This window comes from Pseudoalteromonas sp. 11L1, assembly GCF_055397545.1.
Map to the genome: position 1 here is coordinate 3,089,482 of NZ_AP041141.1, position 24,732 is coordinate 3,114,213.

The following is a 24,732-nucleotide window of genomic DNA, read 5'->3' on the forward strand; positions in this document are numbered from 1 at the left end:
CTTACTGATTACTTACAAACATCAGCAACTGCGTTAGCAAAGTAGTTGATATTTGCTTGGCTAATACCTGCTACGTTAACACGGCTAGAACCGACAATGTAAATACCGTATTCTTTTTGTAGGCGCTCGATTTGCTCTTTATTAATACCTAAGAAAGAGAACATACCGTGTTGGCGGTCAATAAACGAGAAGTCCTGAGCAATATCTTTTGCTGCCAGGCTGTCTTTAATTAAACTACGTAAACCATTAATACGGTTACGCATTTCATCAAGTTCACTGTGCCATAGCTGCGTTAATTCTGTGCTGCTTAAAATAGTGTTTACAATGTCTGCACCGTGCGCTGGCGGCATAGAATAAATGCTACGTACCACACTTAATAACACCGAGTTTGAAATATCAGCTGTTGCACTGTCTTTTGCAATGATTGAACAGGCACCAATACGCTCACGGTATAAGCCGAAGTTTTTAGAACATGATGAACAAATGATCAACTCTTCAACCGCATTGGCTAAAATACGTAAACCATTCGCATCTTCTTCTAAAGAAGAGCCAAAACCTTGATATGCAATATCAATTAATGGCGTAAAACCCACATCTTTTGCAAGTTCAGCAATAGTATTCCATTGTGTTTCGTTTAAATCCATACCACTTGGGTTGTGACAACATGCATGTAATAACACCACATCGCCCTTAGGCACCTGTGTTAGTGTTTCAACCATTTCATCAAACAATAAATCTTTGTTTTCGTAATCGTAGTATGGGTATTCTTTTACCGTTAAGCCTGCAGCTTCAAATAAGCTAATGTGGTTTGCCCACGTTGGGTTGGTTACCCATACAGTTGCATCTGGATTACAACGTACAATGAATTCTGCAGCAACACGAAGTGCACCAGTACCGCCAGGAGCTTGTGCTGTGCGTACGCGGTTAGCTAATAATGCAGGGTGTTCACCTAGTAGAAGATTTTCCATTTGTTGACAGTAATCTAAATTACCAGCAAGACCAATGTAAGATTTGCTCATTTCATTTTCTAAACGAAATGCTTCTGCTTTTTTTACTGACTTTAATACTGGGGTATTCCCCTGCTCGTCTTTATATACACCAACCCCTAAGTCAATCTTATTTGGGTTAGTATCTTGCTTGTAGGCCGCCATAAGGCCAAGAATAGGGTCTGTTGGTAATGGTTTTAATACTGAGAACATTGGCTATCTCTTCGTTATTTAGGGGTTAGCTGTTGCGATAAGCTTAACATAAAAACTCACTAGATTGACTAGTGTTATTTACACTAAAAAGTGAGGAATTTTAATGCAGCACGCAATTAATAACGCGAGCGTCGCTTTATCAAAAAAATCAGTGCTGAAGGCTTCACCATCAACAATACCTATACACTGATGTTGTGCATTAAATAGCGGTAAACAGGCTTCTGCTTTTACTTTCGGATCACAGGTGTAATATTCACCGCCTGCCGCTAAATACTGCTCAACATTATTAATAACGCGCCCTTTACCACTAAGCGCTACTTGAACGTTATTGCTGGCAGTCGCAAATTCAGCAGTAAGCGGAAATAAAGGACGACTCGGCGCACCAAAATAAGCCAGCTTTAATAACTGCTCCCCTTCATTGGTGTGGGTATTCTGATAAATGCCGTACCAATCAAGCTTTGTGTTTTCAATGACGTAGTCAACAATCAATTGAAGTTGCGCTAATTTTTCAGTTGTTTGCGTACTTTGGCTGACATAATCGCTTAGTTTAAACGGCTCATCCTGTAGGTAACCAAATAAACTACATGCCCCACCTTCACCTAGCTCAGGAATTTGATATTCCCAACGCACGGCTGGTGCAGCATTTTTATTTAGGTATTGCTCAAGCTTTTCTAGCTCAGCGTGAATTAACTGTGGCTCAACATTAAGTTGAGCATACTCTAAGTAAGAATTAATCATTTGGACGTCCATACATCTATAATGCCGAAATAGTAGCATGGATGTTTTTATAGTGCTAGCCAATTTAAAGTGCTTTTTTAAAATCTTTAAACACTTTTATTCATAGATATAATTGTGGTATTTAAACTGGTTGCTTTATCTTTGGGGGCATTAAAAGGTGTTCAGCTTAGGTGCAAAAATTACGCCTTTGCTTCACAAATTTGTTATTATTTGCCGCATTATTATATTCAATCTTAAGTAGGTTAATTATGAGTGATAGTCACTTAGTGTATTCAACAGCAACAGGGCGAATTGATCAGCCAAAGCCAGAAAAAGAACTGGATGTAAAACTATTTAAAGACGGGTCAATTCGCATAGAACGTCAAACCAAAGGCCGAAAAGGTAAAGGTGTAATGCTGGTTGTTGGTCTTGACCCACAACAGCATGATTTGAAAAAGTTAGCAAAAACAATAAAAAGTAAGATGGGCCAAGGGGGCGCAGTAAAAGAAGGTGTTATTGAAGTACAAGGTGATGATCGCGACAAATTAAAAGCGATTTTAGAAGGATTAAAATTTAAAGTAAAAATTGCGGGTGGTTAACCCGCAATTCTTGCTTATTTAATAATTTTTAGCGCTGCTAATTGATCAAATAATGCGGGAATATCATCCTCAGCCACTGGCTTACTAAAATAATAGCCTTGAACAATAAAACAATTATTATTTTGTAAAAACTCAACTTGCTCGATTGTTTCGACCCCTTCGGCAACTACATCAAGCTTCAGCTTTTGTGCCATAGCAATAATGGCCGCAGTGATCTCCATGTCGTTATCATCCTCAGGTATATCTTTGACAAACGAGCGATCAATTTTAAGAATATCGACAGGGAAACGCTTAAGGTAACTAAGTGAAGAATAACCCGTACCAAAATCATCAATAGAAATTGAGATACCCAACTTTTTAAGTTGATGTAACTGATCAATAGCTGCTTCAACATTCCCCATCAGCATGCTTTCGGTTAATTCAAGATGCAGACTTTTAGCATTAATCTGCGTCTCTATAATTATTTTTTTCAGCATAGGCACTAAGCTTGCGTCTTTAAACTGTCTTGCTGACAGATTGATCGACATATTACTTGCTCTACCTTGTTGTTCTAGTCGCTTCGTAAACTCACACGCTTGTTGTAGCACCCATTTACCGAGCTCCACAATTAAACCCGTTGCCTCAGCTATCGGAATAAACTTAGTCGGAGGAATAAACCCTTGCGTAGGATGGAACCAACGAAGTAATGCTTCATACCCCACCACGCTATTATCGCGACAATCAACTTGTGGCTGGTAATGTAACGTGAGTTGCTTTTCTTTAATCGCATGACGCAACTCATTTTCTAGGAATAATCGTTCATTAGCTGCTGCATTTAAATCTTGGCTATAAAAATGGAAGGTATTACGCCCTTTGGCTTTTGCTTCATACATAGCTAAATCGGCATGCTTTAATAACTGATCTTCTTCTAGGCTATCAAAAGGCGCTAAGGTAATACCAATACTTGCACTAACAATCACTTCATTGCTGCCAAGTTTTATCGGCTGATTTAAGGTTTTTTGTATAGTGTCAGCGACTTCAGATGCTTCTTTTTGATGTTCAATACCACTGAGTAGAACAGCAAATTCATCCCCGCCTAAACGGGCTATGGTATCTTCCGCTCGTAAGCGCTGTTTTAAGCGTGTTGCCACTTCAACCAATAGCTGATCGCCCGCATCATGGCCTAAGGTATCGTTAATACGCTTAAACTCATCCAGATCAAAATAAAATAAAGCAAACGAGTAACGCCCTCTTTCAGCAAGCGCCATCGACTTTCTAAGTTGCATTCTAAAGAATGTACGATTAGCCAGCCCAGTTAGTGTGTCAAAATAAGCGAGCTGTTCCATTTTTCGCTGACTTTCTTTCACAAACGAAATATCTTGTGCTGATGCCACGTAACTAGTGATTTTACCACCATCTTCTCGAATAGGTGACACACTGAGCGATACCCATATTGGCGGCTTATTTAGCGCTTCTATAAGCGTATCTCCTCGCCAGTAATTACGATTACGCAAATCAATGTCAATATCCTCTACCAACATGGTCATCTCATTGGCAATAATTGTCAGTAATGGCTGGCGCAAGAAATCATTCTCGACAAAATCAGTCATCTCCAACATTTTTGGATTAACGTATTCAATGACAAAATTTTCATCGGTGATCACCACGCCCGTACCCGAGAACGCAACGGCTTTAGATAAGCGGTTTGCTGCTTTCTCCGCGATTTCTTTCTCTATTATACGCTGATTTAAGCCATCAATGAGTTTACGTATTTCAATGGTCATGTCTTTGAATGAGCCATTAAGCGTGCCAATTTCATCTTTGTTTTCTTTTGGAAACTCAATTTCTAGATGACCTTTACCGAAGTTAGTAACTGCATAAACCAACGAATGTAAGCGTCTTAATACCAATTGGTAAAGTGCTTGGTGTAATAGTAAAGCAACTAAAATGGCATACAGAATAAATAAACCAAAAAACTTAAGTTTTAAATCTTTCAATGCCGATAACGTTGAGGAACGTTTTTGATATACACCCACATACCAGTTTACGCCTTCCACTTTGTGAATATTGATAATATAGTCTTCATCATTTAGTGAAAATGAATCGGCATATTCTGGTAACTGTATTTGTCCAGCGCTATCAATTACGCGCTTTAGTTCTGGGGAAATAAAGTCTTCTGGTAGCAGCTTTTTACCTGTCTCACCGTATTTTGTATAACTATCAGAACCTAAGTTTGGGTGCGCTAATAATTGCCCTTGCTCATCAAATACTACAAGGTGTTTTTCTTTTCCGCCTACGGGTAATTGCGATATTAAGGAGTCGAGTGACATATCGCTGCCTGTAACGCCTAAAAACTCATCATCGTTATAAATAGGGACAATTAAACTCACAACCCATTTGTTCCATACGTTATCGTAGTAAACCCTAGACCACTGCGGATCACGTTGTGGATTGGTTAACGACTTAGCGTAATTAAAGCTTTCACTTTGATTAAACGTATAATCTCCGGGAACATTAAGTGCCCAGTTTGGTGGTGCAACACGAATAAAGTTATCTTCAGTTATAAGGTAAAAATTATAGAAATCTTGAATTAACGTAGGTGAAATAACTTTCCAAAGCGATTCAGAATCAGCAATTAGCTGTTTATAAAAAGGAGAGTATGCAGCTTGGGGAATAAACGCGGCTGATAGTCCATCCGCTGATGCACTGCGCACAGAGCCATCATTGGTGAGCTGCATTGTCTGTGTAGTATTATTTTTAAAAGACAGTTGGCCCTCAAATAGCTGCTCGCTAACAACAATATTAGCTTGCTCTGCTATTTTAACTTTGGTCGCTATCAAGTTGTTAAACTGGTTTATTAATAATTCATTTGATTGCTTTAATACCTCATGCTCTTCAAAAACAAGCTGTTTTTCTTCTGACTTGAGCATTAATGCAGCCGCGCAAATACCTGCCACTAAACAGATGCCAGAGATCAACAATGATAACTTTACACTGAGTGAGTTTATGCCAAATCGAGATGGAGGGCGTCGATACACAAAAAGCCAACCTTATTTATAATTATTATTTTCGTAAGTAATAGAAATATACCAGAACTTAAATCAGAATTATAAATTATTTATAAACTTTTAAAAAACAACGCCTTTTGTACATATATTAGGTAAAAAATCCACATCAGGTAAGTGCTTGTTGACATTGGGAGTGACACTTCATACATTAAGGGTATGAATATAAATTACTCACACACTTTTTTTTCTTTTTTTAGCTTCTTTATATAGAAGAGGCTTCCCTGTTTGTGAGATAAAATCAATCGAATAGTAAAGCCTCCCAACTGGGAGGCTTTTTTATTTTCACTGCAAAATCAGTGATATTTTTGGAATGAGGAAAACCAAATGAGCAACGATGTACTTGATACTCTCAGGCACGATATAAATGAAATCGACTCCGATTTACTTGTTTTACTAGCAAAGCGACGCCGCATTAGCCATGGCGTAGTTGAATATAAAATAGCAAATAATAAACCCATCCGTGATGAGGCACGTGAACTAGCTTTACTCGAAAAACTTATTGGCTATGGCAAATCGTTAGGACTTGACGCTTACTACGTTAACAATGTTTTTCAAACAATATTAGAAGACTCCGTATTACATCAACAAGCCATGCTTCAAAAGAATTTAAACCCTGACGCACTCAGTGAAACTCATCGCGTAACGTATTTAGGCGGCCAAGGCTCTTATAGCCAACTTGCGTGCCATAAATATTTTAGCCGTCGTCCGGGTAAATTAGTTGAAATTGGTTGTACCTCATTTGAAGAAATCACTGGAAAAGTAGAAAAAGGTCAAGCCGACTTTGGCTTACTGCCAATTGAAAATACCAGTTCGGGTAGTATTAATGAAGTATTTGATTTGCTGCAGCATGCACAAGTCTCTATTGTCGGTGAAGTTACTCATAGCGTTGAGCATTGCTTATTAGCAGCTCCAGGAACTGAGATAAGCCAATTAACTAAGGTATTTGCGCACCCACAACCCTTTGCCCAGTGTAGTCGTTTTTTACAGGGTCTTGGTGAACTTCAACATGAAACCTGTGATTCGACCTCAAGTGCATTAAAGTCAGCTCTTGACACACCAAACAGTGCAGCTATCGGCTCAGCGCAAGCTGGTAAAAATGTAGGCCTTGAAGTGATCAAGGCGAATCTTGCCAATCAAAAAGAAAATCATAGCCGCTTCATTGTTGTTGCACGAAAACCACTGCAAGTATCAACTCAAATACCTACTAAAACCAGTTTAATTATGTCAACCAAACAACAAGCCGGATCGCTTGCCGATGCGTTAATGATTTTTAAACAGCATAATATTAATTTAGTGAAACTAGAGTCTCGGCCCACTCCTGGCAATCCGTGGGAAGAAGTGTTTTATGTAGACTTGGAGGCTAACTTAATCGATAACCAAGTGAAGCATGCATTAGAAGAGCTTAAACAGCACACTCAATATGTTCGTGTACTTGGTTGTTATCAAAGTGAGTCTTTACAAGCTGTTAGTGTTGAAAACTAATCGAATATTAAAAGGGCCTAGCGGCCCTTTTCTTTTCACGGAGCTATTCTTTTTAATCGAGTACTTTCGCATCATTCGCTTTATTTAATAAACTACGGCTTTGGGTTAAAAAATGCGCCGTTGAATCTGAGAAGTAAGACTTTGCATCTGCAAAAGCATCAATTAATGCGGGCTTATCTCCTGCTTTTAGCTTTTCAAGCGTCTCTGAAAACAGCGACTGATACTGCGCTAATAAGCTTTCGACATTGTCAAATTGCGCTAACATAATATCGGTGTATAGCTCTGGCGATTGCGCAAATAAACGGCCAACCATCATTAGCTCTAATTGATAAATAGGTGATGAGCAACTTCTTAACTCGGCAAGTGTATGCCCCTGTTTTGCTAAAAACTGACCGTACACAAAGGTGGTTAAATGGCGCATAACCTGAATAATTTGCATTGCTTCATCATGCTTTTTAGCATCTAGCTCAACTAACTGACAACCCCATATTTGTAGCTGCTTTAATAACCCTTGCGCCACCTCATGACTGCGCCCTTCGCATACCACCACAGTTTGTTTCACCCAATGAGAAATATCAGGGCCAAACATGGGATGTAAGCCAACAACAGGTCCGCTATGTACTTTTTTAAGTACCGTTAATGGGGCTTGTTTAACTGATGTAATATCAACCAGCAAACAATCATCATCAAGTTTCGGTAGTGCATTAACAACTGTTTCAAGGGCATTTATTGGTACACTGATCATCACCAGTTTTGCACCTTTTAGAATATCGACTGCCTGCGATTGCTGCGCTTTATCTAAAATTTTGACTTCGTATCCCGAGCGCTGAAATTGTTTTGCAAATAACTGCCCCATGGCCCCTTCACCGCCAACAATAACAATTGGCGATAATCGTGGATCGGCACAAGCTAATTTGGCTTGTTGATTTTGATAAGCTTCACGCATCATGCGTCTGAGAATGTCTTCAACTAAATCAGGATTCACACCTTGATTAATAGCCTCTTGGCGTCGCGCAGCTAATAAATTGGCTTCTCTATCGGGTGCATGTAATGGCGCGCCAGTTTGTTGTTTTATTGCGCCTATTTGTTGAGTAATGCCATTGCGTTTTGCAAGTAAGGCAACCAGTTGCGCATCGCATTCATCTATGTCTGTTCTTAGCTGCGCTAAATCACTTATCTCTGCCACGTTCTCATTCCATCCCAAAAAAGCAAAATCGTAAATTAATAATTACAAAAAAGTAAACTAATCAATACGATAAATACTAACAGGATACGTTAGGGGTTAAAAGGCAAATTATGGAAAAGATCGCCACCTGTCTATCAACTAAGACCAAGGTGGAGTGGAGTGGGGTAAGGCAGTAAGTAACCTGAACACGAGATAATAAATCTATCTCAAGCAGCTATTTCAGCGCTAACTACATTGAATTGAGTTGCAATAGGCTAGCTTGAGTTAAGTAGGGGAATATTAAAAGTGGCTAAAAGCCACTTTTAACAAATAATCAGCACGCGATTAAAAGGACTAGTATTCTAATGCCATAGCCGCAAGCGACATAACACTGTCGAATGATTCTGCGCCAGCGATAAATAAGCCATTGTGACAAAACATAGCATCATCGATACCGGTTACCGCTTGAAATTCTTCATCTGATAATCCTGCCCATGGTGAAGGTAATGACTTTCTGTCTTCAAAAGAGCCTAATTCTGCAGGCACCGTTTGCACTATCCACTTGCCAGAATGAGATGGGTAGACAACAAATAATGCCTCATCAGATAAACTATGTACGGTTTTTTTCCACGGAGTATAGCGCTCTAACACGATTAATCGAGGATCATCAGCTTGTTTTATTGCTTGAGCAACAATCTTTTTAGCATTTAAACCACCTCGGGCAGAAGCTACAAAACGAATCAGTAAAGTGTGTGCAAATTCAACCGCTTGATCAAAAGCAGTATCAAAATCACTTTCCTCTTCCCATGTTGGGTTAAACATAGAAATTGTTTGGCTTAAGCTAATGCCTGTAGCAACCCCTTCAACATGACCACAATCAATGGCATCAATAGTTGATACAAGCCCTGCATCCACCGCATTAGCCACATCTTGGTTATCATCACATATTGCTAAGCCATATTTTTTCCACACCAAGCCAAATGACGAAAAAGGAATACCATTTTCACGAGCGCCAGCACCGCCACGCTGATGATGATCAAATCGGTCAGTTTGTGGGTCATATTGACCGCCAACATCAATAACCACATCGGCGTCATTAATAATCGCATTATCGCGTGTGCGGATCAGGGTAAAAGAAGGGAAAATAATTTTAAGCGCAGCGATACTAAAAACATCATCTGCGTGAAAATTGCCGTTGTGTGTAACTATCGTTTTATCATTCATTTTTGTACATCATTTTTTGCAAGAAGTGAGAAGATATTGTGATTTGAAGATGTGTATTGGTTTTTAAATATAGCGCTAAAAAATCGCAATAGCATTAAAACCAAAACGGGTTGCAACCCAAAGGTTGCAACCCGTTTTTTTGCGTTGATAAACAGCGCGTATTAGTTAAGTTTTTCTCTAATACGTGCAGATTTACCAGAACGCTCACGTAGATAGTAAAGCTTAGCACGACGAACTGCACCGCGACGCTTAACTGTTACGCTATCGATAAGAGGGCTATGCGTTTGGAATACACGCTCAACACCTTCACCGTTCGAGATTTTACGAACTGTGAATGCTGAGTGAAGACCACGATTACGCTTAGCGATTACAACACCTTCAAAGGCCTGTAGACGCTCTTTAGCACCTTCTTTTACTTTTACCTGTACAACCACTGTATCACCAGGGCCAAATGCAGGTACGTCTGTTTTAAGCTGCTCTTCTTCAAGCGCTTTAATAATATTTTGGTTTACTTTTGCCATTATGTTTCTCACTTTCCTAGGTGTAACTGTCTTCTAGCCACAAGCTTTTTGGTACTCTTGCTGAAATTCTGCGAGTAATACCGCTTGCTCCTCAGTCAGAGCTAGGTTATGCAACAAGTCAGGACGTCGTAACCAAGTTCTGCCTAATGACTGCTTAAGCCGCCATTTTGCTATCGCTTGGTGATTACCACTGAGTAATACAGCAGGAACCTGTTTGTCGTCCAATGTTTCTGGTCGTGTATAGTGAGGACAATCTAGCAAGCCATCCGAAAATGAGTCTTGCTCTGCTGATTGATTGTGTCCTAACACGCCTGGCACTAATCGCGCTACTGCATCAATTAGTGTCATGGCTGGTAGTTCACCACCACTCAAAATAAAATCACCAATTGACCATTCTTCGTCAACGTATGACTCTATTATTCTCTCATCTACACCTTCATATCGACCGGCAATCAAAATCAGTTTTTCAGAGTTAGCTAATTCGCTAGCTCCTTGCTGATCAAGTTTGCGCCCTTGTGGGGACATATAAATTACTTTAGCACCATCGCCTGCCGCTTTTTTAGCATCAAGGATGGCTTTTTCTAATGGTTTAACCATCATTAACATACCGGGCCCGCCCCCGTAAGGACGATCATCTACGGTTCTATGCTTGTCTAAAGCGTAGTCTCGTGGGTTCCAGCAGTTAAAATCGATTAATCCATTTTTTACTGCGCGACCAGTAACCCCTTGTTGGGTAATAGCATCAAACATGTCCGGAAAAAGGCTTATCACCCCTACCCATAATGAACTAGTTTGAGTCATTAAAACCCAGGATCCCAGTCTACGGTAATTTCTTTCACGTCGTATTTAACCTCTTTTATAACTGAATCAGTTAAAAAAGGTATTAAACGCTCCGATTGACCAAATGCATCTTTACTGTTTGCTTTCACAACCAGTACATCATTTGACCCTGTCTCCATCAAGTCATCAACAGTGCCTAAGTTATAACCTTTATCAGTTACAACCGACATGCCAATGAGATCTCGCCAATAGAACTCACCTTGCGGGAGTTCTGGTAATTGCGTTGCATCCATTGAGATTTCTGCATGGGTATAAGCCATTGCTTCGTCTCTGTCGTTTACTTGCGCAAATTTAGCGATAAAGCCTTTGTTGTGGCGACGCCAGTCGACCACTTCTAAGGACTGCCATTTACCTTGTTGCCCTATCAACCACGGGCTGAAATCGAAGATCCCTGCGGGATCATCAGTAAATGAATGTACCTTAAGCCAGCCCTTTATACCATAAGGGGCGCCGAGCTTTCCTACGACAATTATTGATGAGGTGTTCTCTTGACTCATGGTTACACTTACGCCTATTAAGCCGCTTTACGAGCGTCTTTAACTAATTTAGCTACACGATCTGAAAGACCTGCGCCCTGACCTACCCAGTGATCTACACGAGATAAATCTAAGCGAAGTTTTTCTTCCTGACCCGAAGCGATTGGGTTAAAGAAACCAACTTTCTCGATGAAGCGACCGTCACGCGAGAAACGGCTATCCGCAACCACAATTTGATAGAAAGGGCGTTTTTTAGCGCCACCACGTTGCAAACGAATAGTTACCATACCGTCCTCTAAATAGATTGACTGTTTTCATTAATAAGATTTACTCCCCAGTATGGGGAGCCGGTGAATTGTACGAGTTTTTAGCAACAATGCAAGTAAGAAGTGATGCAAAAAGGCAGTTTAGTAGATTAAACCGTGATCCAAGAAGAAAAAGTATGTGAACAAGCTATTCTGTGCATAGTTTATTCAACAATAAAGAGGCACTTTGCCTCTTTATTGATTACTTTTTATCTCGTATTGGAGATGTTAAAGCTTAAATTCTTAAAATTTCGGGCCACCGCCACCCATCATTCCCGGTGGTAACATCCCTTTCATGCCACGCATCATTTTTTGCATGCCACCTTTACCTTTCATTTTTTTCATCATTTTTTGCATTTGGGTAAACTGCTTAAGCAGCTTGTTGATCTCTTGTACTTGAGTACCCGACCCAGCTGCAATGCGCTTTTTACGCGAACCTTTAATGATTTCAGGGCGTGCACGCTCTTTTTTCGTCATAGAGCTAATAATCGCTTCCATTTGAATAAAGGTTTTATCACCCATTTGGCCTTTTACTGCATCTGGGATGTTTTGCATGCCTGGCAGTTTATCAAGCATCGACATCATGCCGCCCATATTTTTCATTTGCTTTAATTGATCAGCAAAATCATCCAGTGTAAAACCATCACCTTTAAATACTTTTTTCGCTACTTTTTCTGCCTGCTCTTTATCTACTTTCATCTCGACTTCTTCGATTAATGAAAGTACATCACCCATGCCTAAAATACGTGAGGCGATACGATCAGGGTGGAAAGGTTCAAGTGCATCAGTACGCTCACCAACACCCATAAACTTAATAGGTTTCCCGGTAATATGACGAATAGATAACGCAGCACCACCACGGGCATCACCGTCTGTTTTAGTTAAAATCACACCGGTAAGCGGTAGAGCTTCATCAAATGCTTTTGCAGTGTTTGCAGCATCTTGACCTGTCATTGCATCAACAACGAATAAAGTCTCGATTGGGTTAATTGCACCATGAAGCGCTTTGATTTCATCCATCATGTCATTATCAACATGCAAGCGACCTGCAGTATCGACTAATACCACATCAATAAATTTCTTTTTCGCGTGAGAAATAGCAGCTTGTGCTATATCAACTGGCTTCTGTGAAATGTCACTTGGGAAAAACTCTACATCTACTTCTGTCGCTAATGTTTCTAACTGCTTAATTGCCGCAGGACGGTAAACATCGGCACTCACTACCAGCACAGATTTTTTCTTGCGCTCTTTTAAAAACTTAGCCAGTTTACCCACACTGGTTGTTTTACCAGCACCTTGAAGACCCGCCATCATCACAACAGCCGGAGGTTGCGCGTTAAGGCTTAGCTCTTCATTAGCTTCACCCATGGCCTTTTCAAGTTCTTCACGAACAATTTTTATAAATACTTGGCCAGGACTTAAGCTTTTAGTAACTTCAATACCCACTGCGCGTTCTTTAACTTGTTTTACAAACTCGCGAACAACAGGCAACGCCACATCGGCTTCTAAAAATGCCATTCGCACTTCACGAAGTGTATCTTTAATGTTGTCTTCAGTTAGGCGGCCACGGCCACTAATATTTTTTAGGGTTTTACCTAATCGTTCTTGGAGGTTCTCAAACATGTAACGGTTCCGAAAAGACGTTGAAATCAACTCTATTAATAAGGTCGATGTTATTAAAATTCAATTAGAAATAGTATACCGTAAATGGTGGCATACAATACAGTGCTGAAATGCTGCTTATTGAGTTTCTTTTTACAGGGTCTATGCATTTGCTTTGCTATAAAATACAATGGCCACATAACGAACACGAATTATTTGACTTCAATTAAGTGGCCAAAGCAAAATGCTGATTATTAGTTTAACTATTATTGCCAGTTTATTTTATGTGTTAGCAACGTCTCACGTGCTTTCGCGGTTGTTTCATCATCAGGGCCCGAGCCAAAAAGTTACTATTATACTCAGTACTGTCGCTATTTTGGCGCACATGCTGCTTTTAGTAAATTCGGTATTTAGAGCTGATGGACAAGATTTAAGCATTGTTAATGTGGCATTGCTGACTTGCTGGATTATCGTGCTGTGTGTTACTACCGTTTCTTTGAAGTTTCCCGCGACCTTGCTACTACCTGTAGTTTATGGTTTTGCTGCGCTATTAACAATTTCTAGCTTATTTATCCCTCATCATGTTCTATTACAAAGTATTAATGTAGAGCTGGCGCTAGTTGCGCATATATCACTGTCATTATTAGCCTACTGCATTTTAATTATTGCAACTTTGTATGGCGTACAGTTTTACTTTATTGATAAGCGCTTAAAACGAAAAGACCTAGCGATAGTTCACAGTCACTTACCGCCGCTAATGGTAGTAGAGCGCCAACTTTACCAGTTATTAAACTTAGGCACCGTATTATTAAGTGTGGCGCTTATTACCGGATTTGTATTTCTAGATGGCATGTTTGCCAAAGAGTTTATTCACAAAACAATCCTATCCTTAGTTGCTTGGGCCATTTTCACTACAATTGCGGTTGGCCATGTAAAACGTGGTTGGCGAGGAAAAGTAGTGGTAGTAAGTATAATGATCGCTGCTTTTACACTCACACTCGCTTATTTTGGTAGCCGTTTTATACAAGAAGTGGTCCTGAATAAGTTTTAACTTGACTCTGAAAGCTCACTCTAGCTTAATACGCATTGGTTTATAAAAAAAGGATCCATCGTTGGACGACATATCGACAAGTACCCTGTTTATCATATTAGGTTTATTGGTGCTTTTTTCTGCTTACTTCTCCGGGTCAGAAACCGGAATCATGTCAATCAACCGTATTCGTTTGCGACACCTCGCTAAAGAGAACCATCGTGCTGCGAAACGCGTTAGTAAATTACTGAGTCGACCAGATAGGTTGATAGGTCTGATACTCATTGGTAATAACCTGGTTAATATTGCTGCAGCTCAGGTAGCTACCATTATTGGTATACGCTTGTATGGCGATTTAGGTATTGCGATAGCGACAGGTGCATTAACACTTGTTGTACTAATTTTCGCTGAAGTAACGCCAAAAACACTGGCTGCCCTCTATCCTGAGCGAGTCGCTTTTCCCAGCTCTGTGATACTCAAAGGTTTGTTAAAAATACTCTTCCCGTTTGTGGTTGTTGTTAACTGGATGACCAACGGCATATTACGCTTATTTGGTATTAGTGCTGCACAAATAGATGAGCACAGCATGAGTAAAGAAGAATTAAAAACCGTGCTTAATGAATCAGGGGCTTTGATCCCGGCGCGCCACCAAAGTATGCTGACCTCAATTTTAGATTTAGAACAGGTTACCGTTGAAGATATTATGATACCCCGCAATGAAATTGTGGCGATTGATATCAACGATGACTGGAAAATAATTAGTAAACAGCTGACTCATGCTCAACATACTCGCGTACTTTTATATCGCGACAATATAGATGATGCAGTGGGATTTATTCACTCTCGTGATGCATTGCGTCTTCTTACTAAAGAGCAATTCGATAAACCTTCGCTACTGCGCGCTGTACGTGAAATTTACTTTATTCCTGAGGGAACGTCGCTTAACACCCAACTACTGAAGTTCCAATTATCAAAAGAACGAATTGGTATTGTTGTTGATGAATATGGCGATATCCAAGGCTTAGTTACTCTAGAAGATATTCTTGAAGAGGTTGTGGGCGATTTCACCACTACTCAAACTCGTACACCGAGTGAAGAAGTAACCACACAAAATGATGGCTCTTATATTGTTGATGGTGGTGCTAACGTACGCGACTTAAATAAAGAAATGGGTTGGGAATTCCCATTAGATGGCCCTAAAACGCTAAGTGGCCTCATTGTTGAGTACTTAGAAGACATCCCTGATGCTAACTTAAGCATTCGTATTGCAGGTTATCCGGTTGAGGTACTTGAAGTCAAAGAAAACATGATTAAACAAGTTAAAATTCAGCCCAATAAACGTAAAAAATAAACCAACAAAAAAGGAGCCAAATGGCTCCTTTTTTATTAATCTGGGTTTAGATTAGTTAAAAGAATAAACGCTCTAACCAACCTTTGTCTAAATCATCCTCACAGCGTCTCAGCTGTGCTCCATAACGGCTTGCACGATGTTTTACTTTATTGGCAACGCTCATTAACCACTTTTTCTTACGATAAGTGCCTCGCTTATAACCGCCCCACCCTTCGTGATAATTTAAATACTGTGCGTAAGCATCCCATTTAGAAACACCATTAACTTTGTGAGTTTTATAAACAAACCACGCCATAAAATCGATCGCATCTTCAAATTCATCTCTATCAGCACCACTATTACCTGTTTCACGAATATAATCAGACCAAGTTGGCGTTTTAGCTTGAGAATAACCATAGGCATCACTTGCGCGGCCGGTTGGAATTATCCATAAAAAGTATTCCATGGGTGGCGCGGCATCATGACGAAAAGAACTTTCTTGGTACATCATACTCATTAATACGTGTTTGGGAGAGCCCCACTTGTCTTGCGCGTCTTTAGCATCAAAATACCAGTCAGATTTCTCTTCAAAGATTTTACAAATATCTTCGGGTTGCTTAGGTGGCGCAGTGGCACACCCCGCTAAAGTAAGCATTAGAGATAAAGTAATAATATTTTTTTTCATTTTTTAAGATCTCACTGAACTTTTTAAAAAAGCGTGGGTCTGAATCTATGAATGCAGCAGTACAGCATTGTTTCATCCCTAAAGAATATTTACGCAGCTACTATGAGCTGCGTTTTTTTTGCCTACGACTTACTTGGGTCTGTTGACCTTTCAAGGTTGAATTTGCAGCAGTCTGTTTGGTATTTAGGCAAGGCAGAGCCTATGTGGTGTGGTTATTCCCCATAAATAGGCGATAACGCAGCATCAATGCCAAGAAGGCGCTGCCCTTCGGGTTCTGCCTAGGAGCGATTTGCTCTTTGTTGCTCGGTTTTTACTTAGCCCACTAGGTTACAAACCTCGCGCCGCGATTAAACCGCTCCTAGTTTGAACAAATTGTAATCCGCAAAGGTCAACTGACCCTGAAATATGTATCTAAAAATGCAGTAAATGATTGATTATCGGCTTGCTCAATTGCTTTTTGAGCTTGGTAAGACTCTGTCGCTTGTTGCGCTAACCACGACTTTGAGAATTCAGTATAACTGGCTATACCATGGCTTTGTTTATACTTTTGAGCAAGTGAGAGTGCATAATGACCATTATCTAGCCCTGATGCTTTTAATTGATCAACATAACGCCCTGAATAAGTTAATGTAGGATTATGCACCCACGTTGCCATGCGCTTAATAGTGTTTGAGTAATAATCAACCCCGTACGCGCTATCCATCCACTTAGCAACATCAACGAGCTGATTAAATATTTCATCACCCCATGATTCAAGACTGCGCTGCTCATTATTAAAATTAAGCATTAGGCCTTTTTCTCGGCCTTGGTTTACTACTGTATCAAGATTTTCAGTGCTTCGCGCTTGCTCTTCCCAGTCCATAGGCGCTGAGTCTTTTAATAAACAATAGGTTAAAAATACATCTAAAAAGTGTATTTGCTCTAAATCAATGCCTACTTCACTAAATGGGTTAACATCCAATGCACGAATTTCAATATATTCTATACCCGCTCTTAGTAAAGCATCGGTGGGTGTTTCACCATTTTTAGCATTACGCTTGGGGCGAATTGGCGAGTAAAACTCGTTCTCTATTTGTAGAATATTTTTATTTAATTGCTTTGGCTCTGCACTGGTGTAGTCGTCAATACTGCCATAAATATCTGAAGGCGTATTTATGGCTTTTTTAAGCCCTGCTACATATTCATCTAATGAGTTATACATCACGCGTAATGATGACTGTGCACTGTTGGTATAACCTAGATTACCTAATCGAAGCGCCGTGCCTACTTCTAAATATAAAGTACCTTTACCTAGCTTTTTAAACGGTAAATCACTTTTACGCCCTTGCAAAAATGAACTACACAATGCCGGTGACGCACCAAACATGTAACTAATTAACCACAACTCGCGTTTAAAATTGCGAATTAATGCTAAGTACCCATCAGATATAAAGTCTTCAAGCTTCGCGCTACTTTGCTTTAGTGAGTGTAGTGACTGCCATAACGTTTCTGGAAAAGAAATATTAAAGTGCACGCCGGCAATCGCTTGCATCATACTGCCGTAACGGTTCTTTAAACCTTCACGATATAAGGTTTTCATTTTACCAACGTTAGAATCGCCAAATTGTGCTAATACAATATCGTCCTGATGATTTATAAAACACGGCATACTAATTGGCCACAGCAGTTCATCGCCCATATGTTCTAGGGTGAACTTTTGTAAATCTTTTAGCTGTTGTAACGTTTGCGTTGATGACTCGCTAACCGGTGTAATAAACTCAAGTAAAGACTCAGAAAAGTCAGTCGTGATATGTCCGTTGGTAAGCGCACAGCCAACCCCTTCAGGGTGAGCTTGCTTAGAAATAGAACCATCAGGTTTAATTCTTAGTGATTCTCTCTCAATACCGCGCATAATACCTTTAATAGCATGCTGATTATCTGCATTAGATAGCGCGTTGAGCGTGTTCTTTAAATTATAAGTTGCCAAAAAAAAGTTTCCTCGAGCCAAGTGGCTTAATCATGAGGTTATGGGGTCTAATTACCTTTACTCAAGATTAAATGAAGAAAAAACTATATGAATTTATTAGATATAGTTTTTAATGAATTTTAAACACGCTTTGTTTCACGCTATAAAAGATAATCTTGCCATTGCCACCAGCAATATACAATTTCTTTTACATATTATTTGCCACAATCCTCTCCTACCAACAACGTATTATTCCCCCCAATGCGAAAGGGTGAATCTCTTGTTAAAAGTTTGGCATAACTAAAAAAATCAATTACTCTTAAAATTGATAAAGATCATAAAAACATTAAAAAAAATGCCTTACTACTGCTATTTAAAACTTATCACTAACGTACATTAGTTTTAGTAATTACAATAGACACCCCAATAAAGAATGATAAAGGATTACTATGCGTCGTAATCAAAGCTTGATAGATGAAGAAGTCACTTTTGAAGAACATCAAGAGTTAGTTTCAACGACCGATCTTCGAGGTGTTATTACCTATGCCAATCATGAATTTTGCAGTATTGCTGGCTATGAAATGGATGAACTCATTAATAAAAACCACAATATAGTTCGCCACCCTGACATGCCTAAGGCGGCATTTAAAGAAATGTGGGACACCTTAAAGCAAGGCCATTCGTGGCGAGGAGCTGTAAAGAATTTATGTAAAGACGGCCGTTACTATTGGGTTGATGCATTTGTAACACCTATTTTTGAACATGGCCAATTGATTGGTTATCAGTCTGTGCGTGTAAAACTCTCGCAACGCGCAAAACGCAGAGCACAGAAACTGTATGCCAAAATTAACGCTAATCAGTCACTATTTAGCTGGCGTGAACACACCTCACTCAGACAAGGCTTAAGCATAGCCGGTGTTTTAGTTTGGTTAGCCTGTGTTGCTATTTGGGGATCAATCGCGATTGCAGCGGTTAACTTGATGGTGTGTATTATCATTCTAGTTTTAAATTATGATGAACTAATAGCAACACCTGCGACCCTAAAGCAGCAAAAGAGTCAGGCTGATTCGGTGTCTCGTTATGTATTTAGTGGTTCACACCCTCACAGTATTAGTGATTACCGAGAGCAAATGCTTTGCGCCAAGTTAAAAACGGTACTCGGTCGTGTTAAAGACTCAACCTTGAGTTTTAATACAATTGCTCAAGGCTTAGATCAGCAATCTACGCTGACCGAACAAGGAATTTCCTCTCAGGGAACTCAGCTTGAGCAAATAGCCACTGCAATGTCACAAATGAGCACCACCATTGGTGAAATTTCTAATAATACTAATAATACCGCAGATAAAGTGGGGATCACTTATCAAAGCTGCTCTGATATAAAAAGTCATATTGCCGATAATAGCAAAATGGTATCTGACTTAGCTATGCAAGTTGAGCAAGCGGCAACCACAGCCACAGGACTTGCCTCTGAGGCCGATAAAATTGGTCAGGTAATGAGTGAAATAGAAGGCATTGCAGAGCAAACCAATTTGTTAGCACTTAACGCTGCGATTGAAGCTGCCCGTGCTGGTGAGCATGGTCGGGGTTTTGCGGTGGTCGCTGATGAAGTGCGCGCATTATCTTCACGTACTCAAAACGCCACAGCACAAATTCATAGCTCCATTAAAGAGATTCAAGACACCTTGTTCAGCTGGTCTAAAATCATGCAGAGCACAAAACAACAAGCCGATGACTGTGTGAACACCACAGGGCAAACACAACAAGAGCTAGATAGTATTTTTACTCAAATTAGTGAAATTTCACAACTTGCTACCGACATCTCAGCCGCCGCAGAGCAACAACAAGTGGTAAGTCGAGATATTGGCTGCAATGTTGAAAAAATTAAAGGCTTGGGGGATGACAATTTACAGCTTAGTTATAGCGTAGCGCATGGCGCTGCTGAATTGGTCGAAGGGTCACGAAAAGTAAATGATTTACTGCTTACCTTTAAAGTTTAATCCACTCCTTTGAATCAAAAACAAAAAAGCCGCTATTTTCAGCGGCTCTTTACTGTGCTCAGATTATCGGCTAGTAAACTCTAAGCCCTCACCACTTGCATCAATAACAATGATGCAGCCTGGTTGAAAATCATTATTAAGCAGCTTTTGTGCTAACGGATTTTCAATGGTCTGTTGTATTGCACGCTTAAGTGGGCGAGCGCCATAAACCGGATCAAAACCACTGGCAGCAATGCGCTCAAGCGCAGCATCTGTCAATTCGAGTAAATAGCCCATCTCAGTTAATCGTTCACGCAATTTACTTAACTGTATATCTGCGATTTCTTTAATATGACTATGTGCAAGTGAGTGGAACACTACTGTTTCATCAATACGGTTAATAAATTCAGGCCTGAACTCATTATGCAGTACACCCATTACCTTTGCTTTAAGCTCGTCATAGTCATTACTTCCCGATTGCTCTTGGATAATGTCTGAACCTAAGTTAGAGGTCATAATGATAACCGTATTTTTAAAATCAACAGTACGTCCTTGACCATCAGTTAAACGACCATCATCAAGAACTTGTAATAAAATATTAAACACATCTGGATGCGCTTTTTCTATTTCATCAAGCAAAATAACCGAATAAGGTTTACGACGAACAGCTTCGGTTAAATAACCGCCCTCTTCGTAACCTACGTACCCTGGAGGCGCACCGACTAAACGTGCGACTGAGTGTTTTTCCATAAACTCAGACATATCTATACGCACCATGGCACTTTCGGTGTCAAACATATAGCCAGCCAACGCTTTTGTTAGCTCTGTTTTACCCACCCCTGTTGGCCCTAAGAATAAAAATGAGCCAATAGGACGATTCGGATCAGCAAGCCCTGCGCGCGAACGGCGGATGGCATTGGCCACAGCAACTACCGCTTCATCTTGCCCTATCACTTTATTGTGTAATTGCGCTTCCATTTGCAATAGCTTTTCACGCTCACCTTGAAGCATACGTGCCACCGGAATACCGGTCCAACGTGATAAAATTTCAGCTATTTCATCTTCGCCCACTTGGTTTTTAAGTAAGCTCATTTCTTGCATTTCGGCTTGTGATGCTAAATCAAGCTTACGCTCAAGCTCGGGAATACGGCCATATTGCAATTCTGACATGCGCTGTAAATCGCTTGCTCTGCGTGCTACTTCTAAATCAAGTCGTGCTTGTTCAAGCTCGGCTTTAATAACTTGGGTCCCTTGCAAAGAGGCTTTTTCGGCATTCCATACTTCATCGAGCTCACGGTATTGCACTTCAAGCTCAGTGATCAGCTCAACCATTTCTGCACGGCGCTTTTGACTCGCCTCGTCTTTTTCTTTAGCCAAGGCGTTATCTTCAATTTTTAACTGAATAATACGGCGCTCTAGCTTATCTAAAGCTTCAGGTTTTGAGTCAATTTGCAGTCGAATAGAAGAGCCCGCTTCATCAATTAAATCTATTGCTTTATCAGGCAATTGGCGATCACTAATATAGCGATGTGATAACTGCGCTGCAGCAACAATTGCCGGGTCGGTGATCTCCACTGAATGGTGCAATTCGTAGCGCTCTTTTAGGCCACGAAGTATAGCGATAGTATCTTCAACCGATGGCTCTTCAATTAAAACTTTTTGGAAACGGCGCTCAAGTGCAGCATCTTTTTCTATGTATTTACGGTATTCATCTAAGGTTGTTGCGCCTACGCAATGAAGTTCTCCGCGTGCTAAGGCAGGTTTTAACATGTTACCCGCATCCATAGCGCCATCACTTTTACCAGCGCCAACAATGGTATGAATTTCATCAATAAACAAAATCACTTGGCCTTCTTCTTTGGCCAATTCATTGAGTACTGATTTTAAACGCTCTTCAAACTCACCGCGGTATTTAGCTCCAGCAACTAATGCCCCCAAATCCAGCGAGAGTACGCGTTTATTTTTTAAGCCCTCTGGTACTTCACCATTAATAATACGTTGCGCAAGTCCTTCAGCAATTGCAGTTTTACCCACCCCTGGTTCACCAATTAGTACTGGATTATTTTTAGAGCGTCGTTGTAATACTTGGATGGTGCGACGAATTTCATCATCACGGCCGATTACAGGGTCAAGCTTACCTTGCTCTGCCCGCTCAGTTAAATCAATGGTATATTTTTCAAGTGCCTGGCGAGTTTCTTCAGCATTAGGATCATCAACCTTTTGACCACCACGAATTACTTCTATGGCAGTTTCAACTTTGTTAGCGGTGATGTTAAGTGCCTTAAATACACTCCCAAGCGGCCCTTTATCTTCACAAGCAACTAATACAAACAGTTCGCTTGAGATATATTTATCTTTGCGTTTTTGAGAGTGCTTGTCGCACAGATTAATAAGTGAAACCATGTTGTTTGACAATTGCACATCGCCACCAACACCTTCTACTTTAAATAATTTTTCTATCTCTTGAGATAGTTTAGTATTGAGCTCATCCACGCTAATGCCCATTTGTGCAAATAAGGCGCGCACACTTGAACCACTTTGCTTTAATAAAGCATACATAAGGTGAACGGGTTCAATAAATTGATGATCGCGACCTAGCGCTAATGATTGCGCATCTGAAAGCGCAGACTGAAATTTACTTGTAAATCTATCTAAACGCATGAGGGTTTGCCTATAAAAAAACGAATTACTTTATAAATGGGTATGTTAGCGGATTTGTTCAAGGTATTGAGGGAAAAATAATCACTTAATAGTAATTTACTTGCGCCAAATCAAACTTGCCATACGACCGGTTTGCCCATCTCGTCGATAAGAGAAAAACTGATTATTTTGAGAAAAAGTACAGTATTCACCACCACTAATATTCACAACACCCAGTTGATTTAGCAAAATACGCGCAATTTGATAAATATCAGCTAAATATTTATCGTTATTTTGAGATTTAAACGCGTCGTGCAAAGCTGGATTATTGGCTGTAAATATTGCAACAACCTCTTGACCGACTTCAAATCGGTTAGCTCCTATTGCAGGACCTAACCACGCATGTAAATTCGCTGGCTCATGTTTAAAACAGCTAACTGTATTATTAATAATTCCTTGCACTAACCCTCGCCAACCGGCGTGAATTGCAGCCACTTCTTGGCCATCGCTTGAGGTAAGTAAAATAGGTAAACAGTCAGCGGTCATTATAGCTAAAGGTTGATTGCGTAACTGCGTGTAAAGCGCATCCCCCGTCAGTATGTGATTAGCGTCAAACGCTTCATCCACTAAAATTACATCAGCGCTATGAACCTGATTTAACCAAACAGCAGGATTAGGTATGTAACTATTTACATGCGCTCGATTGGTTAATACATCTTGGCTGTTATCACCTACATGTAACCCTAAATTCAAACTATCAAATGGAGGCTTTGACACACCTCCATCCCGTGTAGTACTCAATGTGCCTACACCCTGAATAGGTTGCCATGTAGCTGATAAGCCAGACATAATTAACTAGCTATATCTGGATTTGCTTTTGTATCTTCGCGCAGTGCTTGTGTCATCTGGACCATATCATCAGGAATAGGTGCTTGCCAGGTCATCATTTCACCAGTAATTGGATGAGCAATGCTTAATTTTACAGCATGCAGCGCTTGACGCTTAAAGCTACGCAGTAACTCAAACAGCTCAGGGGTTGCTCCTTTTGGTGGACGAGGACGGCCGCCATAAGATTGATCGCCAATTAGTGGGTGGTTTAAGTAAGCCATATGCACGCGAATTTGGTGTGTACGTCCGGTCTCAAGGCGTAAACGCAAACGAGTATGAGCTCGGAACTTTTCTGCCACACGGTAATGCGTAATCGCTGGTTTACCCATTTCATGAACAGCCATGTGCGTACGTTGAGTTGGATGACGACCAATCGCTTTTTCAACCATACCACCGGCGGTCATAGTACCATTACATAAGGCTTCATATTCACGTGTGAAATTTTCGCGCTTTTGTAAGGCTTTAACCAAATGAGTTTGTGCCTGAATCGTTTTCGCGACAACCATTAAACCCGTTGTGTCTTTATCAAGACGATGAACTATACCCGCTCGTGGTACGTTAATAATTTCTGGGAAGTGATGAAGTAATGCATTTAACACCGTACCGTCAGGGTTACCTGCACCAGGGTGAACCACTAATCCCATTGGTTTATTGATAACTAAAATATCATCGTCTTCATAAACGATGTTTAATTTGATATCTTGTGCTTCGTATTCACGAGGTGCTTCTATTGTTGTTTCAACAGCCACAACTTCACCACCGAGTAATTTTTCACGCGGGGTGTTGAAAATTTCGCCGTCAACGGTGATTTTATCATCTAAAATCCACGTTTTTATCCGTGATCGTGAATAATCAGGGAACAATTGTGCTAATACTTGGTCTAGACGTTTACCACCTAAGTCTGTTGGGACCTCGGCTTGGAGAGATATTTGCTCTGACATTAGTAACTTTACCCAATTTACCAGTGCAAGCTTTGCTTGACTGGGTTAGAATCGCTTTTAATAAAAGCATAACATAATACGCATAGTTTACTCGGTTTTACCCACTTGGCCTAGCCGAAG

Annotated in this window: 20 protein-coding genes and 1 other annotated feature; of the genes, 5 read left to right on the top strand and 15 right to left on the bottom strand. The window is 40.3% G+C overall.

What is annotated here, in order from left to right:
- Nucleotides 1–8: 8 nt before the first annotated feature.
- Nucleotides 9–1,199 carry an amino acid aminotransferase gene (locus ACZ5WS_RS14420; RefSeq protein WP_138606275.1) on the bottom strand — a complete coding sequence of 397 codons (1,191 nt, stop codon included), beginning with the start codon at nt 1,197–1,199 and terminating at the stop codon, nt 9–11.
- A gap of 78 nt (nt 1,200–1,277) precedes the next feature.
- Complete coding sequence (locus tag ACZ5WS_RS14425; protein WP_464709383.1) at nt 1,278–1,937, bottom strand: GAF domain-containing protein; 660 nt, start codon at nt 1,935–1,937, stop codon at nt 1,278–1,280.
- Nucleotides 1,938–2,185: 248 nt separating this feature from the next.
- Between ACZ5WS_RS14425 and ACZ5WS_RS14430 the strand changes: the two genes are divergently transcribed.
- A complete protein-coding gene (locus ACZ5WS_RS14430) occupies nt 2,186–2,515 on the top strand; it encodes an SUI1 family translation initiation factor (RefSeq protein ID WP_008114484.1) in 330 nt (109 codons plus the stop codon).
- 14 nt (nt 2,516–2,529) lie between these two features.
- Here ACZ5WS_RS14430 and ACZ5WS_RS14435 read toward each other — a convergent pair whose 3' ends face one another.
- A complete protein-coding gene (locus tag ACZ5WS_RS14435; protein WP_464709391.1) occupies nt 2,530–5,532 on the bottom strand; it encodes a bifunctional diguanylate cyclase/phosphodiesterase in 3,003 nt (1,000 codons plus the stop codon).
- A 195-nt stretch (nt 5,533–5,727) separates the two neighbouring features.
- Nucleotides 5,728–5,843 (top strand) — a sequence feature (Phe leader region).
- A gap of 43 nt (nt 5,844–5,886) precedes the next feature.
- Between ACZ5WS_RS14435 and ACZ5WS_RS14440 the strand changes: the two genes are divergently transcribed.
- The gene (locus tag ACZ5WS_RS14440; RefSeq protein ID WP_138606281.1) at nt 5,887–7,044 is read left to right on the top strand and encodes a chorismate mutase; all 1,158 of its coding nucleotides are present in this window, start codon (nt 5,887–5,889) and stop codon (nt 7,042–7,044) included.
- A gap of 52 nt (nt 7,045–7,096) precedes the next feature.
- Here ACZ5WS_RS14440 and tyrA read toward each other — a convergent pair whose 3' ends face one another.
- The 7 genes from tyrA to ffh form a co-directional block, all read right to left on the bottom strand.
- On the bottom strand, nt 7,097–8,230 hold the full coding sequence (gene tyrA / locus ACZ5WS_RS14445) for a bifunctional chorismate mutase/prephenate dehydrogenase (RefSeq protein WP_178955544.1): 1,134 nt from the start codon (nt 8,228–8,230) through the stop codon (nt 7,097–7,099).
- 333 nt (nt 8,231–8,563) lie between these two features.
- Nucleotides 8,564–9,433: an MYG1 family protein gene (locus ACZ5WS_RS14450; RefSeq protein ID WP_138606284.1), complete on the bottom strand. Its 870-nt coding sequence runs from the start codon at nt 9,431–9,433 to the stop codon at nt 8,564–8,566.
- Between the two features lie 161 nt (nt 9,434–9,594).
- Nucleotides 9,595–9,954: a 50S ribosomal protein L19 gene (gene rplS / locus ACZ5WS_RS14455; RefSeq protein WP_008132530.1), complete on the bottom strand. Its 360-nt coding sequence runs from the start codon at nt 9,952–9,954 to the stop codon at nt 9,595–9,597.
- A gap of 33 nt (nt 9,955–9,987) precedes the next feature.
- Complete coding sequence (gene trmD / locus ACZ5WS_RS14460) at nt 9,988–10,755, bottom strand: tRNA (guanosine(37)-N1)-methyltransferase TrmD (RefSeq protein WP_058551019.1); 768 nt, start codon at nt 10,753–10,755, stop codon at nt 9,988–9,990.
- Nucleotides 10,755–11,291: a ribosome maturation factor RimM gene (gene rimM / locus ACZ5WS_RS14465; RefSeq protein ID WP_464709404.1), complete on the bottom strand. Its 537-nt coding sequence runs from the start codon at nt 11,289–11,291 to the stop codon at nt 10,755–10,757. The genes trmD and rimM overlap by 1 nt, the downstream gene beginning before the upstream one ends.
- 17 nt (nt 11,292–11,308) lie before the next feature.
- A complete protein-coding gene (gene rpsP / locus ACZ5WS_RS14470; RefSeq protein ID WP_006792801.1) occupies nt 11,309–11,557 on the bottom strand; it encodes a 30S ribosomal protein S16 in 249 nt (82 codons plus the stop codon).
- Nucleotides 11,558–11,818: 261 nt separating this feature from the next.
- Nucleotides 11,819–13,198: a signal recognition particle protein gene (gene ffh, locus ACZ5WS_RS14475; protein ID WP_010391303.1), complete on the bottom strand. Its 1,380-nt coding sequence runs from the start codon at nt 13,196–13,198 to the stop codon at nt 11,819–11,821.
- Nucleotides 13,199–13,421: 223 nt separating this feature from the next.
- Here ffh and ACZ5WS_RS14480 point away from each other — a divergent pair, with 223 nt between their 5' ends.
- Both ACZ5WS_RS14480 and ACZ5WS_RS14485 read left to right on the top strand, forming a co-directional pair.
- Entirely contained in the window at nt 13,422–14,228 is an 807-nt protein-coding gene (locus tag ACZ5WS_RS14480) for a cytochrome C assembly family protein (protein ID WP_138606286.1), read from the top strand.
- A 61-nt stretch (nt 14,229–14,289) separates the two neighbouring features.
- Nucleotides 14,290–15,558, top strand: coding sequence for an HlyC/CorC family transporter (locus ACZ5WS_RS14485; RefSeq protein WP_013464491.1), 1,269 nt, complete (start codon nt 14,290–14,292; stop codon nt 15,556–15,558).
- Nucleotides 15,559–15,613: 55 nt separating this feature from the next.
- On the opposite strand, the gene ACZ5WS_RS14490 is transcribed toward ACZ5WS_RS14485, so the two are convergent.
- Together ACZ5WS_RS14490 and gshA are read right to left on the bottom strand one after the other, a co-directional pair.
- Nucleotides 15,614–16,222, bottom strand: a complete 609-nt coding sequence (locus ACZ5WS_RS14490; protein WP_131690740.1) for a transglycosylase SLT domain-containing protein — start codon at nt 16,220–16,222, stop codon at nt 15,614–15,616.
- Between the two features lie 388 nt (nt 16,223–16,610).
- Complete coding sequence (gene gshA / locus ACZ5WS_RS14495; RefSeq protein WP_138607649.1) at nt 16,611–18,188, bottom strand: glutamate--cysteine ligase; 1,578 nt, start codon at nt 18,186–18,188, stop codon at nt 16,611–16,613.
- Between the two features lie 428 nt (nt 18,189–18,616).
- Here gshA and ACZ5WS_RS14500 point away from each other — a divergent pair, with 428 nt between their 5' ends.
- On the top strand, nt 18,617–20,164 hold the full coding sequence (locus ACZ5WS_RS14500; RefSeq protein ID WP_464709419.1) for a methyl-accepting chemotaxis protein: 1,548 nt from the start codon (nt 18,617–18,619) through the stop codon (nt 20,162–20,164).
- Between the two features lie 63 nt (nt 20,165–20,227).
- On the opposite strand, the gene clpB is transcribed toward ACZ5WS_RS14500, so the two are convergent.
- The 3 genes from clpB to rluD form a co-directional block, all read right to left on the bottom strand.
- Nucleotides 20,228–22,804, bottom strand: a complete 2,577-nt coding sequence (clpB, locus tag ACZ5WS_RS14505; RefSeq protein ID WP_464709421.1) for an ATP-dependent chaperone ClpB — start codon at nt 22,802–22,804, stop codon at nt 20,228–20,230.
- A gap of 96 nt (nt 22,805–22,900) precedes the next feature.
- Nucleotides 22,901–23,632 carry a peptidoglycan editing factor PgeF gene (gene pgeF, locus ACZ5WS_RS14510; protein ID WP_464709426.1) on the bottom strand — a complete coding sequence of 244 codons (732 nt, stop codon included), beginning with the start codon at nt 23,630–23,632 and terminating at the stop codon, nt 22,901–22,903.
- A gap of 2 nt (nt 23,633–23,634) precedes the next feature.
- On the bottom strand, nt 23,635–24,612 hold the full coding sequence (rluD, locus tag ACZ5WS_RS14515; RefSeq protein WP_008114448.1) for a 23S rRNA pseudouridine(1911/1915/1917) synthase RluD: 978 nt from the start codon (nt 24,610–24,612) through the stop codon (nt 23,635–23,637).
- Nucleotides 24,613–24,732 lie beyond the last annotated feature (120 nt).

Bases quoted from the DNA above. Each gene is read 5' to 3' on its own strand.
- ACZ5WS_RS14420 (WP_138606275.1), bottom strand. From the start codon at position 1,199: ATGTTCTCAGTATTAAAACCATTACCAACAGACCCTATTCTTGGCCTT.
- ACZ5WS_RS14425 (WP_464709383.1), bottom strand. From the start codon at position 1,937: ATGATTAATTCTTACTTAGAGTATGCTCAACTTAATGTTGAGCCACAG.
- ACZ5WS_RS14430 (WP_008114484.1), top strand. From the start codon at position 2,186: ATGAGTGATAGTCACTTAGTGTATTCAACAGCAACAGGGCGAATTGAT.
- ACZ5WS_RS14440 (WP_138606281.1), top strand. From the start codon at position 5,887: ATGAGCAACGATGTACTTGATACTCTCAGGCACGATATAAATGAAATC.
- ACZ5WS_RS14450 (WP_138606284.1), bottom strand. From the start codon at position 9,433: ATGAATGATAAAACGATAGTTACACACAACGGCAATTTTCACGCAGAT.
- rplS (WP_008132530.1), bottom strand. From the start codon at position 9,954: ATGGCAAAAGTAAACCAAAATATTATTAAAGCGCTTGAAGAAGAGCAG.
- trmD (WP_058551019.1), bottom strand. From the start codon at position 10,755: ATGACTCAAACTAGTTCATTATGGGTAGGGGTGATAAGCCTTTTTCCG.
- rimM (WP_464709404.1), bottom strand. From the start codon at position 11,291: ATGAGTCAAGAGAACACCTCATCAATAATTGTCGTAGGAAAGCTCGGC.
- rpsP (WP_006792801.1), bottom strand. From the start codon at position 11,557: ATGGTAACTATTCGTTTGCAACGTGGTGGCGCTAAAAAACGCCCTTTC.
- ffh (WP_010391303.1), bottom strand. From the start codon at position 13,198: ATGTTTGAGAACCTCCAAGAACGATTAGGTAAAACCCTAAAAAATATT.
- ACZ5WS_RS14480 (WP_138606286.1), top strand. From the start codon at position 13,422: ATGCTGATTATTAGTTTAACTATTATTGCCAGTTTATTTTATGTGTTA.
- ACZ5WS_RS14490 (WP_131690740.1), bottom strand. From the start codon at position 16,222: ATGAAAAAAAATATTATTACTTTATCTCTAATGCTTACTTTAGCGGGG.
- ACZ5WS_RS14500 (WP_464709419.1), top strand. From the start codon at position 18,617: ATGCGTCGTAATCAAAGCTTGATAGATGAAGAAGTCACTTTTGAAGAA.
- clpB (WP_464709421.1), bottom strand. From the start codon at position 22,804: ATGCGTTTAGATAGATTTACAAGTAAATTTCAGTCTGCGCTTTCAGAT.
- pgeF (WP_464709426.1), bottom strand. From the start codon at position 23,632: ATGTCTGGCTTATCAGCTACATGGCAACCTATTCAGGGTGTAGGCACA.
- rluD (WP_008114448.1), bottom strand. From the start codon at position 24,612: ATGTCAGAGCAAATATCTCTCCAAGCCGAGGTCCCAACAGACTTAGGT.